The organism is Brevundimonas sp. NIBR11, assembly GCF_027912535.1.
Taxonomy (GTDB): domain Bacteria; phylum Pseudomonadota; class Alphaproteobacteria; order Caulobacterales; family Caulobacteraceae; genus Brevundimonas.
Window position 1 is genome coordinate 833306 of sequence record NZ_CP115465.1, and the last position, 26488, is coordinate 859793.

Here is a 26488-nt window from a genome sequence, read left to right on the forward strand (position 1 = left end):
CGTGCCGCGCGTCACGCTCAGCTCATGGTCGGGATCACGAAGGCGTCGGCGAGGTCGCCCTCAGCCAGCCCATCGGGCCAGCGCTGGGTCACGGTCTTCATTCGGGTCCAGAAGCGGACGCCCTCCATGCCGTGCTGGTTGTGGTCGCCGAAGCCCGACCGCTTCCACCCGCCGAAGGAGTGATAGGCGACCGGCACCGGAATGGGGACGTTGATCCCCACCATCCCGACCTGGACGCGGGCGGCGAACTCGCGCGCCGCGTGGCCGTTGCGGGTGAAGATGGCGACGCCGTTGCCGTACTGATGGTCGTCGGCGAGGGCGAGGGCGCTCTCGAAGTCCGGGGCGCGGACTATCTGTAAGACCGGACCGAAGATCTCTTCCTTGTAGGACTCCATCGTCGGGGTGACGTGGTCGAACAGGGAGGGACCGACGAAGAAGCCGTTCTCGTGGCCCTGGAGAGTGAAGTTCCGGCCGTCGATCACCAGTTCGGCGCCTTCATCGACGCCGGTCTGGATCCAGCCTTCGATGCGCTTCTTGTGGATGGCGGTGACGACGGGGCCGTAGTGAGCCTCCGCATCATTGGAGACGCCGACGCGCAGGGCCTCGATGGCGGGGACGAGGCGTTCGCGCAGGGCCTCGGCGGTCGACTGGCCGACGGGAACGACGACGGGAAGGGCCATGCAACGCTCTCCGGCCGAGCCGAAGGCGGCGCCGCAGAGGTCGGCGACGACCTGTTCCAGATCGGCGTCGGGCATGACGATGCCATGGTTCTTGGCGCCGCCCATGGCCTGGACCCGCTTACCGGCGGCGGCGCCCCGGGCGTAGACATATTGGGCGATATCGGAGGAGCCGACGAAGCTGACCGCGCCGATCGAGGGGTGGTCGAGGATGGCGTCGACCATCTCCTTGTCGCCGTGGACGACCTGTAGGATGCCTTCGGGCAGGCCGGCCTCCAGCATCAGTTCGCACAGACGGTTGGGGACCGATGGGTCGCGCTCCGACGGTTTCAGGATGAAGGCGTTGCCGCAGACGATGGCCGGGCCGAACATCCACATCGGGATCATGGCCGGGAAGTTGAACGGGGTGATGCCCGCGCCGATGCCGACCGGCTGGCGCATGGAATAGACGTCGATGCCGGGCCCGGCGCCTTGGGTGTATTCGCCCTTCAGCGCATGGGGGATGCCGCAGGAGAATTCGATCACCTCGAGGCCGCGCTGGATGTCGCCCTTGGCGTCGGCGACGACCTTGCCGTGCTCGCTGGACAAGAGCTCGGCGAGTTCCTGCATGTTGGCCTCAATCAGCTCCTTGAAGCGGAACATGACGCGGGCGCGGCGCTGCGGATTGGTGCGGGCCCAGCTGGGCTGGGCGGCCTTGGCGGCGGCGACCGCGCGGTCCAGATCGGATGCGGCGCCCAGGCTGACGCGGGCCTGAACCTCGCCGACGCTGGGGTTGAAGACCTCGCCGTGGCGCGAGGCGGAGCCGGCGGCGTCGCCGGCGATCATGTGGTGAACCTGTCTCATGGGAATGCCTATCGCCGCACGATCCAGTCGTGGGCGGGATCGTTGTGGAAGACCCACTTGCGAACCGGGCCGGCCATCACGTTGAGGTAATAGAGGTCGTAGCCGTGCGGGGCGCCGACCGGATGGTAGCCGCGCGGGACCAGAACGACGTCGCCGTCCTGGACCGCCATGGTCTCGTCCAGGTCGCGGGCGTCTGTGTAGACGCGCTGGAAGGCGAAGCCCTGGGGCGGGGAGAGCCGGTGGTAGTAGGTCTCTTCCAGCAAGGTCTCTTCAGGGACGGCGTCGCGGTCGTGCTTGTGCGGAGGATAGGAGGACCAGTTGCCGCCGGGCGTGATCACCTCGACGACCAGCAGGCTCTCAGCGATGTCATCGGCGTCCGACAGGATGTTCCTGACATGGCGGGTGTTGGTCCCCTGACCGCGCACCTCGACCGCGTCCGATCTCAGCACGCGGACGGCGCCCGCGCCCGTACCTGGGGCGGTACAGACGGCAATCTCGGCGTCCCTCTCGGCCGTGATGGCATAGGGCGCCTCGGCGGGCAGGTAGACGGAGGTCGCGGGACCGTCGAAGACGTCGCGACGTTCGCCCAGATTGGCATAGACCTCTCCGCCGGCCTCGATCGAAACCGTGCCGGATAGGATGACGAGGCAGGCTTCGCGTCTGGCCTCGGCGCCGCTGTAGGACTGGCCGGCGGCCAGCTTCAGGACGCGGAAGCCGACGTAGGTCCAGCCCGCGCTTTCGGGCGTCACCTCGGTGACGACGCCGTCGGCCGTCGGCCCATGGGGGCGGACCAGAAGCGACATCAGACCAGTCCCGCTTCGGCGGCGAGACGCTTCAGGGTATCGAGACCCGCCTGGTTGTAGATGCGCGGGTTGGCGACCGCGGGGTCCTGTTCGGCCTCGATGACGATCCAGCCGGAGTAGTCCATGCTCTTCAGAGCGCGCATCAGGGGGGCGAAGTCGTAGTCGCCGTCTCCGGGGGTGGTGAACATGCCGCCGACCACGCCGTTCAGGAAGCTCTGGCCATCGGCGTGGAACTGGGTGTGACGGCTGGTGCGGACGTCCTTGCAGTGGACATGGTTGACGCGCTCGGGACGGGTCTTGACCACCTCGACCGGGTCGATGCCGCCGTAGGTGGCGTGGCCGCTGTCGAGCACCAGGCCGACGTGGTCGCCCGTGACGCCGAAGAAGCGGTCCAACTCGGCCTGGGTCTCGACCGCCGTGCCGAGGTGGTGGTGGTAGGCGAAGCGCAGGCCCTGCTTGTTCACATACGCGGCGACGGCGTTCAGCCGCTCGCCGAAGAGGGCCCACTGGTCGTCGGTCAGGATCGGATGGGTGTCGAGCCGTCCGCCGTCGCGGTCGCCGTGGGTCGCGTTGGAGGTCTCGGCCAGGACGAAGATGGTCGAACCCATGGCCTTCAGCAGGATCATGTGATCGGCCATGGCCGCGATCTCTGCGTCGGCGTCGCGGACCAGAAGGTTCGAGGAATACCAGCCGCCGATGATTTCGACGCCGTAGCTTTCCATGATCGGCTTCAGGATGGCGGCGTCGCGGGGAAACTTGTTGCCCAGTTCGACGCCTTCGAAGCCGATCTCCTTCACATCGGTGAGGAGGGCGTCCAGCGTGGTGTCGCCGCCCAGTTCGGGCATGTCGTCATTGGCCCAGGCAATGGGGCTGACCCCCCAGCGGATGGTCATCGGTCGTCTCCGGTAAGCTTGGACTCATAGGCGCGGCGGGCGGCCTGGACCTCGGCGCGAGCCGAGACCTCGGGGACGGCGACGTCCCACCAACAGCCGCCCTCGGGCGTGGTGATCATTGGATCGGTGTCGATGACGATGACGTAGGATCGGTCGCTGGCGGCGGCGCGGGCCAAAGCCTGTTCCAGCTCGGCGACGCCCGTGACCTTCTCCGAGGCCGCGCCCAGGCTCCGGGCATGGGCGGCGAAGTCGATGTCGGGCATCGCGTCGTGACGCGCATCGTCCAGCAGGTTGTTGAAGGGGCGTCCGCCCGTCGCCTGTTGCAGCCGGTTGATGCAGCCGTAGCCCCGGTTGTCGAGCAGGACGACGGTGATCTTGAGCCCGAGCATGACCGAGGTCGCCAGCTCTGAGTTCAGCATCAGATAGGAGCCGTCCCCGACCAAGACGAACACGTCGCGAGAGGGGTCGGCCATCTTGACGCCGAGACCGCCCGCGACCTCGTAACCCATGCAGGAAAAGCCGTACTCGACGTGGTAGCCGCCGGGGCGGTGGCTACGCCACAGCTTGTGCAGTTCGCCAGGCAGCCCGCCCGCGGCGCAGACGACGACCGCGTCGTCGGAGGCCTGACGCCAGACGGCGCCGATGACCTGGGCGTCGGAGGGCAGGGCGTCGGAAGGGGTGGTGGCGCGGTCCCAGGCGGCGTTCCATTCGGCGACGTTGCTGGAACAGGCGTCACGCCAGTCCGACGAGACGGTCCAGCCGCCGAGCGCGTCGGACAGTTCGGTCAGCACCTCGCGCGCGTCGCCGACGACCGGATGGGCGTCGTGCTTGCCCGCGTCGTGGAGGGCGACGTTGATCTGGAACAGCCGCTTGCCCGTGAACAGGGTACGCGAGCCGGTGGTGAAATCCTGAAGTCGCGTGCCGACGGCGACGATCAGGTCGGCGGCCTCGGCGGCGGCGTTGGCGGCGCTGGTCCCCGTGACGCCGATGGAGCCGAGAGCCTGCGGGTGATCCCAGACGAGAGCGCCCTTGCCGCCTTGGGTTTCCGCGACCGGAATGCCGGTGCGGGCGGCGAGGTCGGCGAGAACGACCTCCGCGTCGGAATAGAGGACGCCGCCGCCGGCGACGATCAGCGGGGCTTTGGCCGTGTTCAGGGCGTCGATGAGATCGGCCAGTTCCTGACGGTCCGGACGCTGGCGACGGGTGCGCCAGACGCGAGGTGCGAAGAAGCTTTCGGGGTAGTCGAAAGCCTCGGCCTGGACGTCCTGACACAGGGCCAGGGTCGCGGGGCCGCAGGTCGCCGGATCGGTCATGATCCCCATGGCGCGGGGCATGGCGTCGAGGATCTGTTCCGGACGGGTGATGCGGTCGAAATAGCGGGAGACCGAACGGAAGCCGTCGTTGGCGCTGACCGTCGCGTCGGCGAAGTCCTCGATCTGTTGCAGGACCGGGTCGGGGCGGCGGGAGGCGTAAACGTCGCCTGGCAGGAACAGGACCGGCAGACGGTTCACATGGGCCAGGGCGGCGGCCGTGATCATGTTGGTTGCGCCGGGCCCGATCGAGGTGGTGCAGGCCATGGCGCGGCGGCGGCGCGATTGCTTGGCGAAGGCGATGGCGGCGTGAGCCATGCCCTGTTCGTTGTGGGCGCGGTAGGTCGGGAGGACTTCTTCGATTCCGGCCAGGGCCTCGCCCATGCCGGCGACATTACCGTGGCCGAAGATGGCCCAGACGCCCGCGAAATAGGGAACGACCGTTCCATCGACCTCGACCTGCTGGACGCTCATCCAGCGGGTCAGGGCCTGGGCCATGGTCAGGCGGACAGTGCGGCTCATGCGGCGGCCCCAGCCATGTTCCTGGCGTCGCGGGCGGCGCGCCAGCCGTCGGCGAGGACGCGCAGGTTGGCGGTCAGCTGACCCACCGCCCCGTCGTCGTCGATCTCCTGACGCAGCCAGCGGGCGGCCACGTCCTGGAAGATGGTGCGGCCGACGGCGAAGCCCTTCACCAGCGGGAAGGGGGCGGCGGCGGCGATACCGGCCAGGATCTCCTCCTGCGGCGCCGACAGACCCAGAAGGACGATGCCCCGACAGCGCGGATCGTGGCGCAGGACGGCGGCCTGGCTGGCGGCCCAGGCCTGGGGGTCGCTGGTGGGTTCCAGCTTCCACCAGTCGGGATAGACGCCGAGGCCGTAAACATGATCGATCACGCGAGCGATCGTATCACTGCCCACCGGCCCGTGCTTGGAGGCGATGATCTCCAGCAGGAACTCGTGGCGGGTCGTGCGGCAGGCATCGAACAGGCGCAGGATCTGTCGGTCCTGACGCGCGCGCATCTCGGCGTCGTCGTCGGGATGGTAGAAGACCAGACATTTGACGACGTGGTTGGTCGGCCATTCGCGCAGGGTGACGGCCACGTCAGGCGAGCCCTCGAAGGCGATGGGACGCGAGCCCGGTTCTTCGATCGGACGTCCGATCCAGTAGGGCAGGTCGGCGGCGGTCTCGAGCGCACGGGCGCCGAAACGCCCGTCCAGCAGAAGGCCGTAGCGGCGGTCACCCTGAGCAATCCGGTCGACCGCCTGGAGCGCCAGGTTCTTGAAATGAGCAACGGCCTGGGCGTCGCCGACGCCGAGTTCGGTGATCAGGTCCTCGAACTGGCTGCGGTGGTCGATGGCGAGAACCGTGAGGTCGTCGTGGTCGAGATGGCGGTTAGACGACCAGTGCAACTGTTCCAGTTCAGCGCTGTCGCGCAGGCGGTACGGCCAGGTCCCGGCCAGGAAGACCTGGAGCTCGTCCCACGAGGCCATGGCCGGGGCGCAGCCGTGACGCGAGACGACCAGCGCTCCGCAGGCATTGGCGAACTCGCAGCAGGTCTCCAGCGGCAGATCGCGCAGCCAGCCGCGCAGGAAGCCGGCCATGAAGGCGTCGCCGGCGCCGAGCACATTGAAGACCTCGATCGGGAAGCCGCGACCGACCACGCCGTCGTCCAAGGAATGGGGAACACTCCCCGGGAATGCGACGCAGCCGTCCGCGCCGCGCTTGCAGACCAACAGGGCCTGCGTCCGGGCGCGAATGGCGCGGAGGGCGGCGACCGTATCGGTCGTGCCGCCCAGAATGTGGATCTCCTCCTCGGTGCCGACGATCAGGTCGCACAGGGGCAGGACGCGCTGGAGCTCCTCGGTCACGCGGGCGCTGGCCACGAACCGGTCCTCGCCATTGGCTTTGGAGGCCAGGCCCCAGAGGACGGGGCGATAGTCGATGTCGAAGACGACGCGGCCGCCCTTGGCTTTCATCAGCTCGGCCGCCTTGAGGCTGGCGGCGAACACGCCAGGCTGCGACAGATGGGTGCCGTTGACGAGCAGGGCGCCCGAGCGAGCGATCAGGGCAGGGTCGATGTCGTCGGCGGTCAGCGCCATGTCGGCGCAGTTCTCGCGGAAGAAGATCAGGGGGAAGGTGTCGGGATCGCGGATGCCGAGCACGGCCAGCGCTGTCAGCCGGTCCGGATCGACGATCATGCCCGAGGTCTCGACGCCCTCCCGCGCCAGTTCTTCGATCAGGAAGCGGCCGAAATGGTCATGACCCACGCGGGTGATCAGGGCGGTGTTCAGCCCAAGGCGCGCGCCGCCGACAGCCGTGTTGGTCGGGCTGCCGCCCACGTATTTGGCGAAACTCGCCATGTCTTCCAGCCGCCCGCCGATCTGCTCGCCATAGAGGTCGATGCCGGCGCGGCCGAGTGTGATCAGGTCCAGACTACGCCGGCTTTCCGATCGGTTGTTCTGTTCGGCCATGTGTTCTGGACCACTCCCCGTCGTCCAAAACAGCTATTCCATTCGCTCCGGTATCGCAATAGCTGTTTCAGAAAGTCCGGCCTCGGAAGGTTCGTTCCATTTCCGACTTCAGGCCTTCGGGGCTCGTGTGCGGCGGCCTTTGTCTTTGGAGGCCTCGAAGGCGAAGTTGATTACCAGGGCCTGGGCGAGACACATGGACGCGGACAGGGAGCGGAATTTCCGCACTTCCGATTCGCGGGTCTGAAGCACGAGGTCGGCGGGTTTGGCGACCGGGCTGACCAGGCTGTCGCTGATAGCGAGGACCTTGGCGCCGTTCTCGCGCGCCGCCTCGACGATGGCGACGGTCTCACCGGCATAGGGGTGGTAGCTGACGGCGATCAACAAGTCCTGCGGGCCGATGGCCTGGACCTGGGCCATGGCCAGCCCCGCGACGCCGTCGACGAAGACGGCACGCTTGCCGGCCTGTAGCAGGGAGTAGACAAGGTACGAAGCGACGGGGAACGAGCGGCGAAAGCCGACGACGTGCACCGTATGGGCCTTGGCGATCAGATCGACGGCGGAGCGGATTTCGGCCCGGCTGACGGTCTGCAGCAGGTTCTGCAACGCCAGGATATTGCCTTCGACGAACTCAGCCAGCAGATCGGCGGGCCTGGCCTTGTCCGAACTTGTCGTCTCGTTCAGCTGGCGAACCCGCTCGGAATAGCCCAGGGCCATGTTGTTCGAGAGCAGACCGTCGCGAAACAGTCGTTGCATCTGGCTGGCGCCCTCGAAGCCGAAGCTCTTGGCGAACCGGACGATGGTCGAGGGCTGAACGTCGCAGCGTGAGGCGATCACCGCCAGGGTTTCCAAGGCGATGTCGTTCGGTTCGTCGAGGATGTAGCGCGCGATCTGCTTGAGTCGCTTGCTGAGGCTTTCGTAGCGAAGAACGATCTCGGCGCAGAGCTCGTCTGCGGTGGCAGGCGCGACCGGCGCATTCGGCATACGGACACCTCTCAGGTTATATAAACGGAATATCCGTTCGATTTTTGGAACGCAACTATCGCGCCGGGTCGGAGAGACCGCTAAGGTGTCTGCATTCCAAACGTGAACCATCAAGAATTTTTGTTACAAGGGGAAAGCATGCACGGGATCGCTTTGATCGGGGCCGGCCGGATCGGACGGATCCACGCGGCCAACATCGCCGCCAACGCGCGATTGAATCTGGTGAGCGTTGTCGATCCCACCGACGCGGCGGCGGAACTGGCCGGTGAGTACGGCGCCGCCGTCTCGACGATGGACGCGGTGCTGGCGGATCCGGCCATCCATGGCGTGGTCATCGCCAGTTCGACCGACACCCATCTGGACTACAGCCTGGCGGCGGCTCGGGCGGGCAAGATCGTCTTCTGCGAAAAGCCTCTGGATCAGGATCTGGAGAGGGCGCGAGCCGCCGGCGAGAGCCTGGCGGTGCTCGGGGCCAAGGTCTTCCTCGCCTTCAACCGGCGGTTCGACGCCAACTTCGCCGCCCTGCAGGCCAGAATTGCGGCGGGCGAGGTCGGGGCGCTGGAGACCCTGCACATCATCAGCCACGATCCGGCGCCGCCGCCCGCGACCTACGTCGCCACCTCGGGCGGCATCTTCAAGGACATGGTGATCCATGACTTCGACATGGCCCGCTGGTTGTTGGCCGAGCCGGTGACCGAGGTCTTCTCCACGGCGTCGGTGCTGATCGATCCGGCCATCGGCGAGGCCGGCGATGTCGATACGGCCAAGACCATACTCAAGACCGCGTCCGGCAAGATCTGCGTCATCTCCTCCAGCCGTCGAAGCGGCTACGGCTACGACCAGCGGATCGAGGCCTATGGATCAAAGGGAATGATCCGGGCGCAGAACCAGCTCGAGAGCACGGTGGAGACCTGGGGCGAGGGCGGAGCGTCCGCCGACCGATTCCAGAACTTCTTCCTGGATCGCTACGCCGTCGCCTATGCGCGCGAGGTCGCCCACTTCGCCGACATGCTGGACGGGGCGCTGCCGCTCATCGATCAGACGGACGGAATCGCGGCGCTCGAGCTCGCCGAAGCCGCGCAAAAGTCAGCCCGTGAGGCAGTCGTCGTCCGCCTGTAGTCGTTTCATTCCGACCGTCGAAAGGCCGCGCCAGGCATATGGCGCGGCCTTCTTCGTTTGAAATTCCAAACGCATCCTGTTCCAAAAAATGAAATAGAAAGGACACGATTGACACCATATGAAAAACCTATTCTAACTTCGCCACGAACAAATCACGCTCGGAAAAGAGCGGATGGGGAGGTAGATCGATATGGCTATTCGCTCGCGCAATCGCGTCCTGTTGTCCGTGCTGCTCGGAGCCACCGCGCTGGCCGGCACGCCGGTCCTCGCTCAGACGGAGCCGTCGCAGGACGATGCCGCCGATCAAGTGGATGAGATCGTCGTCACAGGTTTCCGACGCGCTCAGGCCAATGCCATCGCCGCAAAGCGCGATGAGGTTTCGATCACCGACGGCATTTCCGCCGACGGTCTCGGCCGCTTTCCCGACCTGAACGTCGGAGAGGCGCTGCAGCGCGTGCCGGGCGTCCAGTTGAACCGCGAGGCCGAGGGCCGCAACGCCACGATCAACCTGCGCGGCCTGCCGGGCGAATACTCGCGTCTTACGCTGAATGGCGTGGCCTTCGCCGAGCCGATCCTGCGGGAATCGGCGCCGCTCGGAGCCTTCAACTCCGACATCTTCAGCGGCATCTCGGTGAACAAGTCGCCGCTGGCGGACGCCCAAAGCGGAGGGCTGTCCGGCAACGTGGACCTGCAGATCGGAGGGGCGCTGGCCCGAACGGACGGCGGCGCCACCAAGGTAGCCTATGAGTACAACGAGTTGGGAGAAACCGGCTCGCCGGCGGCGACCGTCAGCTACAACCACCACTTCAGCGACGACTTCGCCGTGTTTGGCGTGCTGGCCTACCGCGAGGAAAACTTCCGCCGCGACTCAATTCTGTTCAACAGCTACGCCGCCTTCACCCCGGCCCAGGCCCAGGCGAACGCGGCCCTCCTCGGAACCTACTACGCGCGCTCGACCGATTGCCCGTCCTGCACCGGCACGACCTCGACCGCCGGCGTCCTGTATGACGCCCAACACCGCCAGTATGTGCGCCTGAACGAAGGCGACCTGACGACCGGCGCGGTCGGGGCGGAATGGCGTGTCAGCAACGAGGGCAAGATCGGGATCACCGGCTTCTATTCGAACCGCGATCTGCCCAATACGGCCCAGTATCTGCTGATCACGTCCAACAACCTGACCAGCCGCCTGACCGCCAACACCGCGCCGACCCGGCTCGACGACGGCCGCTATGTGGTCGAGGACTTCAGCTTCTCGAACCCGGACATGACATCGTCCAGCCGCGCCTTCAGCCAGCATCAGCAGGTCTATGGCGTCAACCTGACCGGCGACTGGGAGAACGACGACTGGCGCATCCACGGGATCGCGGCCCTGTCAAAGGCCGAGAACGATTCGATCGAGACCAGTGTCGATTTCCAGACGCTTCAGACGGTCGCCGGCAACGGCGTGTCCGGAAGACTGGTGACCGGCGGGGACGACATCGATCGCCACATCCAGATCCTGACGCCCAATCCCGTCTTCACCACGGCCGGCATCAACACCGGCGTCTGGGGCGGCATCTCCAACTCCGGCGCCTTCTTCGACAACGCCAACGCCGCCCTGCGCCGCAACCGCTTCAACTTCCAGGGCACCCAAACCTTTGGCACCAACGAACTGTTCGCCAGCCGGGTCGATGTCGAGCGCACGTTGGACTTTGGCATCATCAGCGCGCTGCAGGGCGGCATCGGCTACGAGACGAGCGAGTTCACGGCCGAAGGCTATCGGATCATGGCCTTCGGCATCCCGATCCAGAACGTGACGCCGGACTTCCTGATCTCGGCTCCGTTCGCCGGCGACTTCATGGGCGGCCACGGCGGGGCTCCGACGCAGAACTGGCAGATCGTGGACCTGAACCGCGCCATCTCCGCACTGCGCCCGGTGACGGTCTATCCTGGGGGCGCCTTGTCGCCGTCCGGCTACAACATCAACTACGCCAACAACGCCTACCAGCTGGACAACTTCACCAACCGTACGGACATCCTGTCCGGCTATGGGCAGGTGAAGTATGATTTCGATCTCGGCAACATCCGCCTGCGCGGCAACGCCGGTCTCCGCTACGAACAGGCGACCAACGAGATCGACGCCCTGACGCGTGTCACCCTGACCGGGGTTATCGGCGCGCCGGGCGACTTCCGTCAGCGGACCTATAGCCAGGACTACGACAAGTGGCTGCCGTCCTTCATCCTGCTGGCCGACGTCACCGAAGACATCGTCGTGCGTGCAGCGGCCTACAAGAGCTATGTCCGGCCTCAGCCGCTGCAGTTCTCGCCAAGCACGGTGGTCAGCGCGCCGACCAACGGCGTCTATTCGGTCACTCTCGGCAACCCGAACCTGCAGCCCTATGAGGCCGACTCGTTCGACATCTCGGCCGAGTGGTACAACCGCGCCGACAGCATCATCTCCTTGGCCGGCTTCCAGAAGGAGATAACGGGCCTGATCGCCACCATCACCGACCCGCGCGTCCTTTGCCCGGCGGACGGGGGCGGTCTCGGCATCGGCACCCTGCGCGTGAACGGCGACCGTTGCGAAAGCAGCCTGACCTATCAGGACGTCGGCGGGGTGACCCAGCCCTACATCGTGGCGGCCTCCGGCTTCACCAACCAGCCCAACCCGATCACGGTGCGCGGCGTCGAGCTGAACGTGCAGCAGTCTCTGGACTTCCTGCCCGGCCTGTGGAGCCACTTCGGCGGCGGCTTCAACTATGCCTACACCACCATCAGCGGGAAGACCCTGACGGGCGCTACCGCCACCCTCCCGGGCGTGTCCAAGCATAACGTCAACCTGATCGGCTTCTACGAAACCGACCAGTTTGGAATCCGCATGGTCTACAACTGGCGCAACGCCTACGACTTGGCCTCGACGGCCAGCTTCACCGGCGCGGCGCGCTCGGTCCGGTCACGTGGCCAGCTCGATCTGTCGGCCTCGTATAACATCACCGACTGGGCCACGATCGGCTTCGACGCCTACAACCTGACCAACTCCATCCGCGTCGAGTACGAGAACCAGCTGAACCTGCCGCGCAAGGCCGACTATGACGGTCGGACCTACACGGTGACCTTGCGCACCACTTTCTGATCCTCCCCGGGGCGAATCCGGCCGGTGTCGCGTCTCCGTGCGGCGCCGGCCGGGACCTGAGGACTGCAAAAGAGTTCGCCCGACGGGGTCGGGCCGAGGAGTAGACCATGCTTCGACGCACCTTCCTGACCGGGACGGCCACGGCCATGGCCGTCGGAGCCAGCGGACTTGTCCCGGCCCTGGCGGCCCAGGCGGGGGCGAAGGACACGGCGACCCTCGCCCTGCTGACGACTGCGGCGGATGGACTGGCGGAAGCGGCTCTGGCGCCCTCGGCCGGCGGCGGCGGATACGGCGGCGCGCGCGGCGTCCTGCGTCAGATGCGTCGACTGGTGACGGTCTTCATCTGGCCCCAGTCGCGCTATTTCCAGAGCGAGGCTCTGGTCCAGCCAATCGAGGATCTGCTGGCCCGGGTCGAAGCGGCCCAGCATGACGACGGCACCTTCAGCGGCGGGAACCGCCACTCCCCGCCCGACTCGTCCTTCCTGATCGAGGACATGGCGACCGTCCTGGGCGCGTTGAAGACCAGTCGCCAGCCCATTGCCGAAGACATGTCGGCGCGCCTGATCGCGATGATGAAGAAGGCCGGGCCACCGCTGCGCACCGGCGGCATCCACACGCCAAACCATCGCTGGGAGCTGTCGGCCGCTCTGTCCAAGATCGACAAGGTTGACCCGCACCCCGCCTATATCGCTCGCGTCGATGAGTGGCTCGCCGAGGGGGTCGATATCAATGCCGAGGGCTTCTATTCCGAACAGAGTTCCAACTACGCCCAGGCGGTCAGCAACCCGTCGCTGCTGAGGTTGGCGAATCTGCCTGGCCGCGAAGGGCTGCGGGCGCTGGTGCGACGCAATCTTGAGGCGACCATCGACCTGTCCGAGGGCTTCTACGGCGACGTCGAGACCATTCTGTCGCGGCGTCAGGATCAGGCCCAGACCAAGCAGACGCTGCATACCTATTACCTTCAGTTCCGTGAACTGGCGCAGCGGGACAACGACGCCCGCTTCGCCGGGGTCGTGCGCTGGATCGAGCGGAACGACCCGAGCCAGCTCGGCGACTTCCTGACCGACTTCATGGATCAGCCGTCGCTGGCCGGGCCGTTGCCGGCGCCGACCAATCCGTTCGTGGACCTGCAGCGCAAGTTCGAGACTGTGAACCTGGTGCGAGAGCGCCGGGGTGAGACGACGGCCAGCTTCTGGGCCGGCAGCGACTGGTTCGTCGACGGCGAACCTTCGGAATTCTACAACCGCATCGGCTCCGGCATCGCGACCAATCCGACGCTTATGCGCCTCTGGAAGGGCGGGCTGGTCATTGAAGCCATTCGCCTGACCCCCAACTTCTTCAGCATGGGCCACTGGCGGCCGTCTGCGGTCACGGTGGACGAGGCGGGCGTTGTGCGCCTCAGCGGCGAGATGCGGGTGCCCTATTATCTGCCCATGCCCGCGGCTCAACGGAATCCGGACGGCGCATACGCCCTCAGCCGCTCGGTGGACGGTCGCTTCAACAGCGCGTTGGACTTCAGCCACCGTCCGGCCCAGTTCCGCGTGCTGTCGCTCGGCATGACGGCCACGCCCGACGGCGAGGGCTATCTTCTGACTTTCGAGGCCGGCGGCGAGGACGAGGTTGAAGTGTCGATCGAGATCACCCTGCGTGACGGCGGGACGCTGGAAGGCGGGGTGGCGCTCGAGGACGGCGGCGTCCATCTGGTCGATGGCCAGGCGACCTACGTGGCGGGCGACGAGCGGCTGACGGTCGGTCCCGGCAATGGAAACGTCCCCGTGATGATGTCGTCGGGCGAGCAGTACTCCTGGGCGCGGGGGCAGCTTGCCCTGCCGGGCAAACGGCTCTACGTCACCGGCCGTACGCCCCTGCGCTACGACATGAGGCTGGCCTTCGGCTGAGTTGCGAGATGCACGGCCAGGGATGCGATCCTGATCAGGACGCGGGTATTCGTCATCGACGACATCGGGACCGAACCCTGTCACTTTGCGCCTTCGCGCTGACCGTCCGTTCTGACGCGTCGTTCGCGCTCGAACCAGCGATCATCCATCGCAGCGCGCTTCGGTCAGAACTCTGGGTTCGTGAGGCCGGTGGCGGTGCGGTCAGTCCCGAGCGAACTTGTCTCCGTGTCCAGAACTGTTTGCCGCAGAGATGCCGATCAAAATGGCCGCCTGTTCTGCCGCACCCGACGCCAGAAGACATGGGGCACCGCCCGACGCCAGCGCGTTGGGCAGGCCCAACCAGGCTTCCAGCGAGAGGTAGCCGCCGCTGGGATCGCCCCACAGAGTCACAGCCTCAAGCCTGGACCGCGCCCGATCCCGTGCGTGGACTCCAACGGTGATGGACGGCGCTGAGGGGAAAGAAAGTTTGGCCCAGGGCGGCGCGCCTGTCGTCTTGAGCGCGATCACCTCGAAGGTCTGGATTGTGTCGACGGCGGCAGGACGCGCCAACCGGGTGAACTCGACGGAACCGCCGGTGGGGCGACCTGCGGGGTCGAGAGGCACGCGTCGAGTGGTGTTGGACGTGAGGACGGCATTCGCGGCGAGCCGGAAGGTGGCGTGATTCCCCAGGACGAAGGGCATGGGGGTGGTATTGGTTTCGGCCGCCTGAATGTCGTGATCGAGGGTCAGGCCGTCGTCGGCGAGGGCGTAGGTCAGGGTGTGTCGAAAGCCGAAGGGGTAGAAGGCGCGGGTCTGTTCGCTGTCGGTCAGGACGAGGCGGAGACTGGACGGCGTTTGCTCTTCGACCTGCCAAGGTAGGGACCGGGCGAAACCGTGCATGGGCATAGGGTAGTCGACGCCGTCGACGGCCCAGCCGAGGGGCGCCTGTTTGAAGGTTTCGGCGGTGGGTTCGGGACCGGGCGCGAAGGTGCGGCCGATGGCGGGCCAGAGGATGGGGGCGCGACCGGTCCAGCCGGGGGTCGGGCGGAAGTCGCGGCCGCGCCAGAGGAGTTCGCGACCCTCCCATTCCAGACCGCAGAGCTCGGCGCCCCGCTCCGGCGCAATCCAAACCGAGAGCCGACCGTCGGGCGAGGTCAGGTGGATCAGGGCGGGGGCCTCGGTCACGCCGCGCCGACGCCCGGATAGGAGAGGAGGAGGCCGTCGATGGCCTCGGTGACGACCATGCCCAGCGTGCCGGACGGGTCGAAGGCGAGGTTGGTCGGCTTGGCGGCGGGGGCGGGCCAGGTGCGCAGAATCTGTCCGTCTTCGTCGATGGCCTGGATCAGGCCCGAGCCATAGAGGGCAAGATAGAGGAGGCCGTCGGGGGCGTAGGCCATGCCGTCGGGACCTAGCGGGGCGCCGCCGACATCCACCCAGGGGCGGGGGGCTGTCCAGGTGCGGGTCTCGGCATCCCAGCCGCCGCGCCACAGGCGCTGGCCCAGGGTCTCGGCGACGATCAGATCCCGACCGTCGGGGGTGAGGGTCAGGCCGTTGGGGAAATGCATGGCCTTGGCGACGAGGGTGATCCGGCCATCAGGAGCGCGGACCCAGACAGTGCCCATGGGACCGGCCTTGGAGTCGCCGGGGCAGGTGAAGATCATGTTGCCCAGAGGGTCGAAGATCAGGTCGTTGGGGGCGGTGAGGGCGCGGCCGGGAGCGCTTTCGGCGACGGGCTCGATGCGGACCGGGGCGTCCCAGTCGGACGCGAGGCGGAAGACGGCGTCGCGGGCGTTGTCGCAGAAGAAGACCTGGCCCCGATGGATGGCGAGGCCGTTCGGCTTGCCGCCGACCTGGAGCCGGGTCAGGGTCCCCTCGGCCCAGCGGAACAGGCCGCCGGCGTTCATCTCCACGCCCCAGAGCGCGCCGTCGTGGGCGAAGGCGGGCCCCTCTGGGAAGAGGAGGCCGTCGGCCAGAAGGCGGGGCGCGATGTCGATGTGGTCGGGCATGGCGACTCCGTTGTCCAGCTTATCGGATATGCTATCGGTCGGAGGTTGGAAAGGAGTGATCATGGGCGCGAGCGACAGGGACAGGACCGGGGTGGATCGTGCGAGCGTCCATCCGCTGGGCCAGCGCAGCGCGGCCGAGATGACCATCGCGGAGTTCGCCACCCGCTGGGTCATGCAGGTCGCCGACGTGGCGGAGATCGGTCGCTATGCCGCCGACAACGATCGGCTGGCCGCCTTGCCGAAGCCGGATCGGCGGGTGGTTTTCCTGGGCGATTCCATCACCGAGTTCTGGGGCGATCTGCAGGTGCTGGCGCCGGACGGGCCGCAACTTGTGAACCGGGGCATCTCGGGGCAGGGGACGGTGCAGATGCTGCTGCGGATCCAAGAGGATGTCGTGGCGTTGAGGCCGGACGCCATGGTCCTGACGGCGGGAGCGAATGATATCCGGGCCTTCGTCGGCGATGTGCGCTCGGCGGGGGAGGCGGCGGTGATCCGGATCCTGAGGAACATCGCCTCGATAACCGACATCGCGCGGGCGCATGGGATGGCGGTGACGATCGGGTCGATGACGCCCATTTGCGACAAGGCCAGAGCGCCCCAGACCCTGCATCGCGATCCGGGCCGGATCCGGGAGTTGAACGAGGGGCTGAAGGCGTTCGCCGAGCGATCGAGGTTTGGCTTCCTTGATTATCACGCGGCGCTGGTCGGGGAGGACGGGCTGATGCGACCCGAGTTCACCGAGGACGGGCTGCACCCCAATCTGGCCGGCTATCAGCGGATGACCCTGGTGCTGAAGGCGTCGGGCGTGCTGGAGGTCTAGCGGCCCTTCCGCTCGGCCAGAACGGCGTCGACCGTCGGCATGGCGGCGCGAAAATGCAGGTGCATGGCGGCGACGGCGGCTTCGGGATCGCGGGCGGCGATAGCCTCGACCAGCATACGGTGGCGCGGCAGGGTCATCTCGTCCCGCCCTTGGGTCTTGGCGCGCAGGACCGAGATGGTCTCGGCCATGGAATCCGACAGGGCGTCGATCAGGAAGGCGACGAGGGAGTTCCGCGACATGTGGGCGATCAGCCGGTGGAAGGCGATGTCGGCGACGACGCATTTGTCCTGGTCGGGGAAGTCGGCTTCCAGGGTCGCCATGGCCTCGCGCAGGCGGGCGATGTCCTCGTCCGTGGCCAGTTCGGCGGCGCGGCGGACCGCATAGGTCTCCAGCGCCCGGCGTAGTTCGACTGCGTCGCGCAAGCCGTCCGGATTGATGTGCAGGGCGAAGCGCAGCATCTGGCGAACCGGCTCGGGGGCCAGGCGGCCGACCGTGGTCTGTTTGCCCTGTTTGATGTCGACGATGCCGAGGGCCGACAGCTTGCGGATGGCCTCGCGCACGACAGGCTTGGACACGCCCAGCCGTTTGCCGATGTCGCTCTCGGACGGCAGCGAATCGCCCGGCATCATGGCGCGGCCGATGATCTGCTGGGTGAGGGACTGGGCCACCGTGTCGGACAGCAGGGGCCGATCGTTTCCGATCGGGTTCATCTCGTCCATCGCCACCGGGTCCTCAAGCTCACGCGTCGTCAAATCTCAGTCTCCATCAACCGTCGCGTGTCGGCAAACGACGCGCAGTCGATCCCACATTCGCGCCCTATTGCGCAACTGATCAGATATGTTCTAACCTCATATGTAGGCGAGCTAAGCATAAGGCTGAAAACCAGCCATGTCGCCATGGGGAGATGCAATGATTGTCAGGTCGTTGAAGTCGCGCGTGCTGATGGGTTCCGCCCTCGCCGCTGTCCTGTTCGCGGCGCCGTCCGCGTTCGCCCAGACCGCCGACGGAAGCCAGGTCGCCGATCCGCAAGAAGCCGATCAGGTCGACGAGATCGTCGTCACCGGCATTCGCGGCAGCCTTCGCGCGTCGATCGAGCAGAAGCGCGACGCCGACAACATCGTCGAGGTCATCACCGCGACCGACATCGGCAAGCTGCCCGACGAGAACGTGGCCGATTCGCTGCAGCGCGTGACCGGCGTCCAGATTAGCCGCGAAGGCGGGGAGGGCCGCAGCGCCAACATCCGCGGTCTGGCCGCGACCACCTATATCAACGGCCGCTCGGCCGCGTCGCCGGGTCGTACGCGCGACTTCGACCTGCGCAACCTGACCGCCGACTTCTTCGAGGCCGTCGAGGTCTCCAAATCGGTGCTGGCTTCGCAGCCGGAGGGCACGCTGGGCGGCTCGATCAATCTGGTGACGCGGAAGCCTCTGAGCTTCTCTGATCGCACGCTGTCGGCGGGGCTGGAAGCGACCTATTCGGACTACAGCGAACAATGGGATCCGCGCGGGACCTTCTTCATCGCCGACCGGATCACGGACAATTTCGGCGCCTCGTTCGGCGTGTCCTACAGCCGCCGTTCGATCCGTCAGGACGCCGCCTTCAACCAGGGCGGCATGCAGATCGGCATCGCGCCGGGCGTGACCGGGTTCGACTTCAACCGCGACGGCGTCCGCAACGACTACATCCGGCCAAACGACTATCGCTTCAGCACCCAGCTGACGGAGCGCGAGCGGATCGGCGGGGACATCACCCTGCAATGGCGTCCGACCGACGACGTGACCCTGCGTCTGGACGGGACGGCGGCGCGTCTGGTCAATGACACGACCTCGGCCTTCATGAGCGTGGCCAACGGCTTCGCCACGGCCAATGCGTCGAACATCGTGCTGGACTCGAACGGCTTCCTGCAGAGCGGCACCTTCCGCAACTCGGCGGTCAACGTGGACGGCCGCTATGCGCCGGAGGTGCTGAACACCCACACGTTCGGCTTCAACGGGCAGTGGACGCCGGGCAACTGGACGGTGACCCTGGACGCCTCGACCTCGGCCGGGGACTATCAGGAGGTCGCCCAGATCCTGCGCTTCGGCGGGCCTCTGGCGACGGTCAATGTCCGGCCGACGGGCGACAGCTCGCCCTACAATGTCGAGATCCTGACGGCGGCGGGCGCGCCCTACGACTTCTTCCTGGAGACGCAGTTCCTGCCCAACCTCACCTTCGACCGGGTGACCCTGGCGCGCCAGCGGAACAACATCGTCACCCTGGACGGGATGTACCAGTTCGACGACGGCTTCTTCGACAATGTGAAGTTCGGGGTGCGAGCCAGCGACTTCCTGTTCACCGCCTCGGAAGCCAATATCGGCAACGAGTTCAACGACACGACGAACCCGGCCTTCTATCGAAACGGCGTCCGGCTGAATGCGTCGCAGAGCCCGTTCAGCGGCATCGTCACGCGCAACTTCCCGTCGGAAGGCGGCTTCTTCGCCGGCGAGAGCGGAAGCTTCCCGCGCGAGTGGCTTACCACGGTCTACACGGGCCAGAACGTAGAGGCCGGGTCGCGCAACTGGCGCAACCTGCTGAACTTCAACACGCGCCGGGCGGTCCTTCCGCTGAGCGTCGCGCGGGTCGAGGAACAGACGCAAGGCATCTGGGCGACGACCGACATCGACACCGAACTATTCGGCCTGCGCGTGCGGGCCAACGTCGGGGTGCGGGTGGTGCAGACCGACCTCACCTCCTCGGGCTTCGACGCCCAGTCGCGGCCGATCTCGGTGGAAAACTCCTACACCGACACCCTGCCGGCCGGTAACGTCCGCATCGATCTGTCGGAAGATCTGGTGTTCCGCTTCGCGGCGGCCAAGATCCTGCAGCGCGCCGACCTGGCCGACCTAACAACGAGCTTCAACGTCATCCCCGGCGGCGGCACGGCCTCGATCGGCAACCCGAACCTGCTGCCGTACGAGGCGACCAACTACGACGCCGCACTGGAATGGTATTTCTCGGAAGACGGCCTGCTGTCCGGCACCATCTTCTACAAGGACGTGACCAATTTCTTGATCTCCCAGACGACCCTGGCCGAGATCCCCGGCTATGTGCCGTTGAACCGTCCGCCGGGCGATCCGCTGGGCAACCAGTTCTTCATCACCCAGCGCATCAACGGCTCGGGCGCGACCATCCAGGGCATCGAGCTGAGCTATCAGCAGCCCTTCACCTTCCTGCCCGTCGAAGGGTTCGGCACGGTGCTGAACTACACCTATTCGGACGCCGAGACGACGACGGGGGCGCCATATGAGGGCCTGTCGGAGCACACCTTCAACGTCATCGCCTACTATGAGAACGGCCCGGTCAACGCCCGTCTCGCCTACAACTACAAGAGCGAGTCGGCCCAGACGGTGGGTCTGAACATCAACTCCAACAGCCTGGGGTCCGGCGTCGCCGCCGACGGTCGTCCGATCGGTCTCTATCAGTACCTGATCCCGCAGGGCTTCCTGGACGCTTCGTTCAGCTACCAGATCAACGACGACGTCCGCTTCGTGGTCGAGGGCATCAATCTGACCGACCAGCAGTCGGTCCTCTACGTCAACGACCGCTCGACCGTGAACGAGGTCATCAAGACCGATCGCCGGGTGACCGTCGGCGTCAAGATGACCTTCTGACCGTGCGTTTTTCCGCCTCCTGAAGCGGCCTGCCGGCTCGACCGCGAAAGCGGTCGGGCCGGGTCTTTTCCGGAGACCAGTTTCTTCCCCGAGGCGACCGGCTGGACCGGCGCCGAATGCCGCCAGGAGCCCTTGAATGTCCGCCGATCAACTCCGTGCCGAAGTCGGCATGATGAAGCTGGAGAAGCTTATCGAAGCGCGGGAGACCGTCAGCGACGCGGTCCTGTCTATCCCTGAGAAGGAGCTGATCGCCCGCTACGAGAAGCTCTACACCGGCCTGGTGTCGGATGTGATGCGCGAGTTCGCCCTGCTGGACCAGGCCGTGCCCGGTTCGATCCAGGCTCTGCGGCCGGGACCGGTCGTGGCCGGCTTCGCCTTCACCGTGAAGAGCGCGCCGAACGTCAAGATCACCGGCGAGATGAGCTTCCGCGCCCAGATGCTGGAGGAGATGGGCGAGGATCACTTCGTGATGTGGGACGCCTCGAACGACGAGCGCGGGACCATGTGGGGCGGGGTCATGACCGCGACCGCCAAGAAGATGGGCGTCAAGGGCGCCTGTATCGACGGCGGCATCCGCGACACCGCCCAGATCATTCCGGCCGAGTTCCCGGTCTTCTACAAATACCGCAGCCCGAACGGGTCGCTGGGCCGCTGCCTGATCACCCACTACCAGATCCCGATCAAGATCGGCGACGTGACCATCAAGCCGGGCGACCTGGTCGTCGGCGACGGCGACGGGGTGGTGGTGGTTCCGCGCGACATCTGCGTCGATGTCCTGCTGCGCGCCGAGGAGATGCACGCGGGCGAGATGAAGATTTTCTCGTGGGTCGAGCAGGGAGACTCGATCTCCGACATCACGGGCAAGGGCGGCTACTTCTAGAAGCGGCCCGGGCACCGGGAGCAAGGAGGGGCGGACCGGGAGACCGGTCCGCCCCTTTCGTTTGTCAGGCGCCCTGGTGAGGGCGCAGCGGCCGGATCATGGTGGCGATGAACAGGACGACGCCGGCGATCAGAGCGGCGCCGGCCAGCATCTGCATGCCGCCTTCGAGGCCGTACTGGGCCTTCATCGAGCCCATGATGGCGGGCGAGGCCGCGCCGATCAGGAAGCCCGACGCCAGCACGATGCCCAGCACCGTGGCGCGCAGGCGATCCTCCACCACGTCGAAGACGGCGGCGAAGATGCCCGCATCGTACATGCCGCGCATGACGCCGAAGGCGGCCAGGGCGACGTAGATGTGGACCAGCGACTGGGTCCCGGCGGCCCACCAGATGAAGGGCGCGCTCGCGACGAGGCCGAAGGCCATGACCCACAGGCGGATGCGCGGGATGGACGGGATCAGACGATCGGTCAGCCAGCTCGCGCCCAGCACGCCCACATAGGCACCCATGAAGTGGTAGAAGGTGGCCGAGAAGCCGGCGTCGGCCAGCGTCAGTCCGAACCGCTCGAACAGAAGAGTCGGGGTCCAGGTCAAGAAGCCGACCGAGACGAAGATCAGGCCGCCGAAGGCCAGCATCTGGCCGATCAGAGCTGGGGTGGTGGCGATCAGCTTCAGCGCCTCTCCGAACAGGGCGCGCTGGGCTCCGGGCTCGCGCGTCACGGGGGCGGGGATGTCGTAGCGCTTGGTGCGGAAGAAGAAGATCAGACCCCAGGCCAGACCCATGACGCCATAGATGATGAAGGCCGAGCGCCAGCCGTAGGTCTGGCCCGCCCAGCCGGCGAGAAGGCTGCCCAGGACCGTGCCGGTGTAGTTGGCCGTCTGGTGGATCGACAGGGCGCGAGCGCGCGTCTTCTGGTGGGCGCTGCCGATCAGGGAGCCGGCGGCGGGGGCGTAGAAGGCCTCGCCCGCGCCGGTGGCGACGCCCCGGAAGAGAAGCAGCAACAAGAAGCTGGAGGCGAAGCCGGTCAGGAGGGTGCCGGTCGAGAATATCAGGAGGCTGATCAGGACGACGCGGCGCCGGTCGATGATGTCGCCCGCGATCCCGGCGAAGGGCACCAACAGGCCGAAGACGACGGTGAACGTGGTGGCGACCAGACCCAGCATCTGGTCCGTCAGCTGCAGGTCCGACCGGATCAGGGGCAGGACGACGTTGAAGACCTGACGGTCCGCCTGGTTGAGGAAGAAGGCTCCCCACAGGAGCAGGATCAGCTCCCATCTGTATTTTTCGGGCGGGATCAAACGCGATCCGGCGGTCCCCTCTACGCTTGCCATGGTCGTCTCAACTCCCTAGTTATCAGATATGTTATGACGTTGGCGGCGAGGGTCGTCCAGCCTGCATTCTCGGCCTTTCGAACGGGGCGTCGAGGTGCTGCAATGCGCCTGACGGGGAGGGCCCGACCTGTGGTCAAGCTGACGATGATGATCCTGCCGACGGTCGATCGGCGCTGGGCGCTGGCGCGCCAAATGGGGGTCACCGAGGCCATCGCGAAACTGGCGCCCGAACTGACGGGCAAGCCCGCGCCGTATGACTACGACGCGCTGAGGTCCGAGGTGGACCGCTATGCCGAGGCGGGGTTCCGGATCGGCGGGCTGGAGGGCGATCAGTTCGACATGCGTCGGATCAAACTGGGTCTGCCCGGGCGCGACGAGGACATCGAACACTACAAGCGGATGCTGCAGAACATGGGCCGCTGCGGCATCGACCTGCTGTGCTACAATTTCATGCCGTTGGGGTGGCTCAGGAACCGGGTGAACATCGAGGAGCGGGGCGGCGCCCTGGTCACCGGCTATCGGCATGATCCCGACGATGTCGGCGACGGGACCGTCGTCCCGGCCGAGAAGATCTGGGAGAACTACGAATACTTTCTGCGGCGGGTGATCCCGGCGGCCGAGGACGCCGAGGTCCGGATGGGGCTGCATCCCGACGATCCGCCGGCCCCGGTGGTGCGCGGGATCGGGCGGATCTTCATCAATGCCGAGGCCTCGCAGCGGGCGCTCGATCTGGTCGACAGCCCGTCCAACATGCTGACCTTCTGCCAAGGCTCCTACCGGACCATGGGCGAGGATGTGACGTCGCTGATCCACCGGTTCGGGGCGCAGAAGAAGATCGCCTTCGTCCATATCCGCGACGTGAAGGGGACCTGGGACGACTTCGTCGAGACCTTTCCGGAGACGGGCACGACCGACATGGCAGCGGCGTTCGCGGCCTATAAGGCGATCGGGTTCGACGGCTATATGCGGCCCGATCACGCGCCGACCATGGCGGGGTCGGACGCCGAGGGCGCGTTCAGCGGAGGGACCGGGTCGGGCTACGAGGCCGAGGGTATGATCTACACCGTGGGCTATATCAAAGGCCTGATGCAGGCGACCGGGATGCGCTGGCAATGAGTTTCGCCGATTTCGACCTGAGCGGCCGGCGGGCCCTGATCACCGGCTCAACCGACGGCATCGGCCTGGCCATCGCGCTGAGGCTGGCGCAGGCGGGGGCGGCGGTGGTGCTGCATTCCCTGCCGGACGATCCGACCGGGCAGACGGCGCTGGAGGCGGCCTGGGCGACGGGGGCGGTCGCGGACCTGATCACCGGCGACCTCGCCGAGCCGGGCGCGGCGGCGGCCCTGCTGGAAGAGGCCGGGCCGGTCGACATCCTGGTGTCCAATGTCGCGATCCAGATTCGCCAGCCGCTCGACCAGATGGACGTGCCGACGATGGAGAAGCATTTCGCGGCCAACATCGTCGCAGCGCTTCAACTGGTGCAGGGCGTCCTGCCGCACATGAAGGCGCAGGGCTGGGGCCGGATCGTCAACATCGGCAGCATTCAGCAGGTCAAGCCGCATTCCGAGCTGATGACCTATGCCGCGTTGAAGGCGGGTCAGAAGAACATGGTCGAGAACCTGGCGCGTCAGGTGGCGGCTGACGGGATCACGGTGAACACCGTGGCGCCCGGCGTGGTGCTGACGGCGCGGAACCGGCCGGTGCTGTCGGACCCGGTCTACGCCGAGCGGGTCATGGCCCAGGTGCCGATGCGGTCGTTCGGAGAGCCGGAGGATATGGCGGGCGCGGTCCTCCTGTTGTGCTCGCAGGCCGGACGCTACATCACCGGGGCGAACATCCCCGTCGACGGCGGCATGCACCTTTAGGAGTTCCCCATGCAGTTTCTGATCATCGGCCGCGACGGCACGGACGCCGAGGCACCGGCCCGTCGCGCTGCGACCCGACCCGCCCATATCAAGGGGCTGAATGCGCGGAACGCCGCGGGCGAGATCGTCAAGGTCGGCGCGCTTCTGGACGAGGCGGGCAATGCGGTCGGCTCGGCCATGATCGGCGAGTTCGCCGACCGCGCGGCGGCGGAGGCCTATGTCGCCGAAGAGCCCTATACGAAGGCGGGCGTCTGGGTGAAGACCGAGATCACGCCGCTGCGGCTGCTGAGCTTCGACTAGGCGCCGCGATCCTCGATGCCCTCGGGCGTCCAGCGGTAGCGGTTGACGAAGCCGAGTTCGGCCTTGGCGCGGACGGGGGAGAAGAGGGCGGCGCGGCCCCCCACCGCCGTGGCGTCGCGGTCGGGATACCACTGTCGAACCAGTGCGTTCGCGTCGTCTTTTGAGAAGACCTCATCGGCGGCGATATTGAAGACTCGGAAACCCCGGACCGTGGCGGCGAGGGCGAGGGCGACACTGCGGCCGGCGTCGCGGGCGTCGATATAGGCCCACTGCGACCTGGCGCCCTGCTGCGGATTGTCGAGGCGGCGGCGGGTGGCTTCGGCGAACTCGGCCGGGTCCCAGATGGCCGGGAAGCGCAGGGCGGCGACGTCGGTGCCGTCGCGGCGGGCGGCCATCTCGAACAGGGATTCCGTCGCCTGTTTGGAGACGCCGTAGATCTCTTCCGGCGCACACGGATGGTCTTCGGTGACGGGCAGGGCGAGGGGCGAGCGGACGACCGGCGCCCAGGCGAGGCCCAGGGCGCTCTGGCTGGAGGCGAGGACGATGTTCTTGACCCCCGCCTCGCGTGCGGCCTCGACGGCGGCGTTGGCGAGCTGGAGGTTGACCTCGAAGGTGACGAAGGCGGTGTCGCGGCTCGGGTCGGGGATGGCGGCGAGATGGACCAAAGCGTCGTGCCCCTTCAGCGCCGCGCCCAGCACATAGGGGTCGCCGGCGTCGTCTACGATCACGCGGTCGGCGGCGCGGTCGGCGGGCGCCGTCAGGTCGATGCCGGTGGTCAGCCAGCCGGCCTCGCGCAGGGCCTCGACCACGAACCGCCCGAGGCGGCCCGACGAGCCCGTGACCAGCACGCGTCCGGGGGCGGCCATCAGAAGCGTCCGTGCTTCTTGTAGAGGTCGATCAGCTTGCCGCCTTCGCCGATGGCGGTGCGGATGTCGTCCTCGGTGGTCTTGACGGTTTCGGCCTTCTCCAGGACCTCGAGCGTCAGGTCGCGCGGGATGACGACCACCCCGTCCTGATCGCCGAAGATGTAGTCGCCGGGGTAGACGCGGACCCCGCCGACCGTGACCGGCGTCTGGTGGTCGATAACGGTGAACCGACCGACGGCGTCGGCCGGACTGCGGAATCGGTGGAAGATGGGAAAGCCGATGGCCTTGATCAGGGCGCTGTCGCGGATGCCGCCGTCGACGATGGCGCCGACGCAGCCCATGCGCTGGGCGCCCGCGCTCCACAGCTCGCCCCAGACGCCGGTGTGGGTCTCTCCACTGGTGTCATAGACGGCCACGACCTGCGGCTCGAAGCTGTCGATCACGCGCGGACCCATGCGGGTCGAGGTGTCGAGGTTGGCGTCGGCGCGGCCCAGGATGGTGAAGGCGGGGCCTGCGACCTTGTCGTCGGCCTCCAGCGCGATCAGGCCCGGCGTCATGAACTGGTGGCGCAGACCGTAGCCATCCAGCACGTCGCAGACGGCGGGCGTGTAGAGGGCCTTGAACCGGGCGGCGACGGCGGCCCAGTCGAGGTCGGCGTGGAGGCTGGAAACGGTGGTCATCGGG

Annotated in this window: 21 protein-coding genes; 9 read left to right on the forward strand and 12 right to left on the reverse strand. The window is 66.8% G+C overall.

Annotated features, from left to right (window positions below):
* Positions 1 to 17: 17 nt before the first annotated feature.
* From O5O43_RS03975 to O5O43_RS04000, 6 genes are all read right to left on the reverse strand, one after another.
* Positions 18 to 1520: a CoA-acylating methylmalonate-semialdehyde dehydrogenase gene (locus O5O43_RS03975; RefSeq protein WP_271085626.1), complete on the reverse strand. Its 1503-nt coding sequence runs from the start codon at positions 1518 to 1520 to the stop codon at positions 18 to 20.
* Positions 1521 to 1528: 8 nt separating this feature from the next.
* The gene (gene iolB, locus O5O43_RS03980; RefSeq protein WP_271086378.1) at positions 1529 to 2326 is read right to left on the reverse strand and encodes a 5-deoxy-glucuronate isomerase; all 798 of its coding nucleotides are present in this window, start codon (positions 2324 to 2326) and stop codon (positions 1529 to 1531) included.
* Positions 2323 to 3216: a myo-inosose-2 dehydratase gene (gene iolE, locus O5O43_RS03985; protein ID WP_271085627.1), complete on the reverse strand. Its 894-nt coding sequence runs from the start codon at positions 3214 to 3216 to the stop codon at positions 2323 to 2325. The genes iolB and iolE overlap by 4 nt, the downstream gene beginning before the upstream one ends.
* A complete protein-coding gene (gene iolD / locus O5O43_RS03990) occupies positions 3213 to 5048 on the reverse strand; it encodes a 3D-(3,5/4)-trihydroxycyclohexane-1,2-dione acylhydrolase (decyclizing) (protein ID WP_271085628.1) in 1836 nt (611 codons plus the stop codon). Before iolD ends, iolE begins: the two co-directional genes overlap by 4 nt.
* On the reverse strand, positions 5045 to 6997 hold the full coding sequence (gene iolC, locus O5O43_RS03995) for a 5-dehydro-2-deoxygluconokinase (protein WP_271085629.1): 1953 nt from the start codon (positions 6995 to 6997) through the stop codon (positions 5045 to 5047). Before iolC ends, iolD begins: the two co-directional genes overlap by 4 nt.
* 108 nt (positions 6998 to 7105) lie before the next feature.
* Positions 7106 to 7978, reverse strand: coding sequence for a MurR/RpiR family transcriptional regulator (locus O5O43_RS04000; protein WP_271085630.1), 873 nt, complete (start codon positions 7976 to 7978; stop codon positions 7106 to 7108).
* 138 nt (positions 7979 to 8116) lie between these two features.
* Between O5O43_RS04000 and iolG the strand changes: the two genes are divergently transcribed.
* From iolG to O5O43_RS04015, 3 genes are all read left to right on the forward strand, one after another.
* Positions 8117 to 9097, forward strand: a complete 981-nt coding sequence (gene iolG, locus O5O43_RS04005) for an inositol 2-dehydrogenase (RefSeq protein WP_271085631.1) — start codon at positions 8117 to 8119, stop codon at positions 9095 to 9097.
* Positions 9098 to 9287: 190 nt separating this feature from the next.
* Positions 9288 to 12209: a TonB-dependent receptor gene (locus O5O43_RS04010; RefSeq protein WP_271085632.1), complete on the forward strand. Its 2922-nt coding sequence runs from the start codon at positions 9288 to 9290 to the stop codon at positions 12207 to 12209.
* Positions 12210 to 12316: 107 nt separating this feature from the next.
* A complete protein-coding gene (locus O5O43_RS04015) occupies positions 12317 to 14107 on the forward strand; it encodes a hypothetical protein (RefSeq protein ID WP_271085633.1) in 1791 nt (596 codons plus the stop codon).
* 201 nt (positions 14108 to 14308) lie between these two features.
* On the opposite strand, the gene O5O43_RS04020 is transcribed toward O5O43_RS04015, so the two are convergent.
* The gene (locus tag O5O43_RS04020) at positions 14309 to 15271 is read right to left on the reverse strand and encodes a hypothetical protein (RefSeq protein WP_271085634.1); all 963 of its coding nucleotides are present in this window, start codon (positions 15269 to 15271) and stop codon (positions 14309 to 14311) included.
* Positions 15268 to 16092 carry an SMP-30/gluconolactonase/LRE family protein gene (locus O5O43_RS04025; RefSeq protein WP_271085635.1) on the reverse strand — a complete coding sequence of 275 codons (825 nt, stop codon included), beginning with the start codon at positions 16090 to 16092 and terminating at the stop codon, positions 15268 to 15270. Before O5O43_RS04025 ends, O5O43_RS04020 begins: the two co-directional genes overlap by 4 nt.
* Positions 16093 to 16153: 61 nt before the next feature.
* On the opposite strand from O5O43_RS04025, the gene O5O43_RS04030 reads away from it, so the two are divergent.
* Positions 16154 to 16912, forward strand: coding sequence for a GDSL-type esterase/lipase family protein (locus tag O5O43_RS04030; RefSeq protein ID WP_271085636.1), 759 nt, complete (start codon positions 16154 to 16156; stop codon positions 16910 to 16912).
* Here the strand turns inward: O5O43_RS04030 and O5O43_RS04035 are convergent.
* A complete protein-coding gene (locus O5O43_RS04035) occupies positions 16909 to 17664 on the reverse strand; it encodes a FadR/GntR family transcriptional regulator (RefSeq protein WP_271085637.1) in 756 nt (251 codons plus the stop codon). The two genes, O5O43_RS04030 and O5O43_RS04035, sit on opposite strands and share 4 nt — an antisense overlap.
* Before the next feature lie 190 nt (positions 17665 to 17854).
* Here O5O43_RS04035 and O5O43_RS04040 point away from each other — a divergent pair, with 190 nt between their 5' ends.
* A complete protein-coding gene (locus tag O5O43_RS04040) occupies positions 17855 to 20563 on the forward strand; it encodes a TonB-dependent receptor (protein WP_271086379.1) in 2709 nt (902 codons plus the stop codon).
* 136 nt (positions 20564 to 20699) lie between these two features.
* Entirely contained in the window at positions 20700 to 21443 is a 744-nt protein-coding gene (locus O5O43_RS04045; protein WP_271085638.1) for an RraA family protein, read from the forward strand.
* 64 nt (positions 21444 to 21507) lie between these two features.
* Here the strand turns inward: O5O43_RS04045 and O5O43_RS04050 are convergent, their stop codons facing one another.
* Positions 21508 to 22773, reverse strand: a complete 1266-nt coding sequence (locus O5O43_RS04050) for an MFS transporter (protein WP_271085639.1) — start codon at positions 22771 to 22773, stop codon at positions 21508 to 21510.
* Between the two features lie 129 nt (positions 22774 to 22902).
* On the opposite strand from O5O43_RS04050, the gene O5O43_RS04055 reads away from it, so the two are divergent.
* Genes O5O43_RS04055 through O5O43_RS04065 form a run of 3 tightly spaced genes read left to right on the forward strand, consistent with a single transcriptional unit; the run spans position 22903 to position 24938 of the window.
* Entirely contained in the window at positions 22903 to 23889 is a 987-nt protein-coding gene (locus tag O5O43_RS04055; RefSeq protein WP_271085640.1) for a mannonate dehydratase, read from the forward strand.
* Entirely contained in the window at positions 23886 to 24638 is a 753-nt protein-coding gene (locus O5O43_RS04060; RefSeq protein WP_271085641.1) for an SDR family oxidoreductase, read from the forward strand. Before O5O43_RS04055 ends, O5O43_RS04060 begins: the two co-directional genes overlap by 4 nt.
* Before the next feature lie 9 nt (positions 24639 to 24647).
* The gene (locus tag O5O43_RS04065; protein ID WP_271085642.1) at positions 24648 to 24938 is read left to right on the forward strand and encodes a YciI family protein; all 291 of its coding nucleotides are present in this window, start codon (positions 24648 to 24650) and stop codon (positions 24936 to 24938) included.
* Here the strand turns inward: O5O43_RS04065 and O5O43_RS04070 are convergent.
* Positions 24935 to 25804 (reverse strand): NAD(P)-dependent oxidoreductase, encoded by an 870-nt coding sequence (locus O5O43_RS04070; protein WP_271085643.1) that lies wholly within the window; start codon positions 25802 to 25804, stop codon positions 24935 to 24937. The two genes, O5O43_RS04065 and O5O43_RS04070, sit on opposite strands and share 4 nt — an antisense overlap.
* Complete coding sequence (locus tag O5O43_RS04075; RefSeq protein ID WP_271085644.1) at positions 25804 to 26484, reverse strand: RraA family protein; 681 nt, start codon at positions 26482 to 26484, stop codon at positions 25804 to 25806. Before O5O43_RS04075 ends, O5O43_RS04070 begins: the two co-directional genes overlap by 1 nt.
* Positions 26485 to 26488 lie beyond the last annotated feature (4 nt).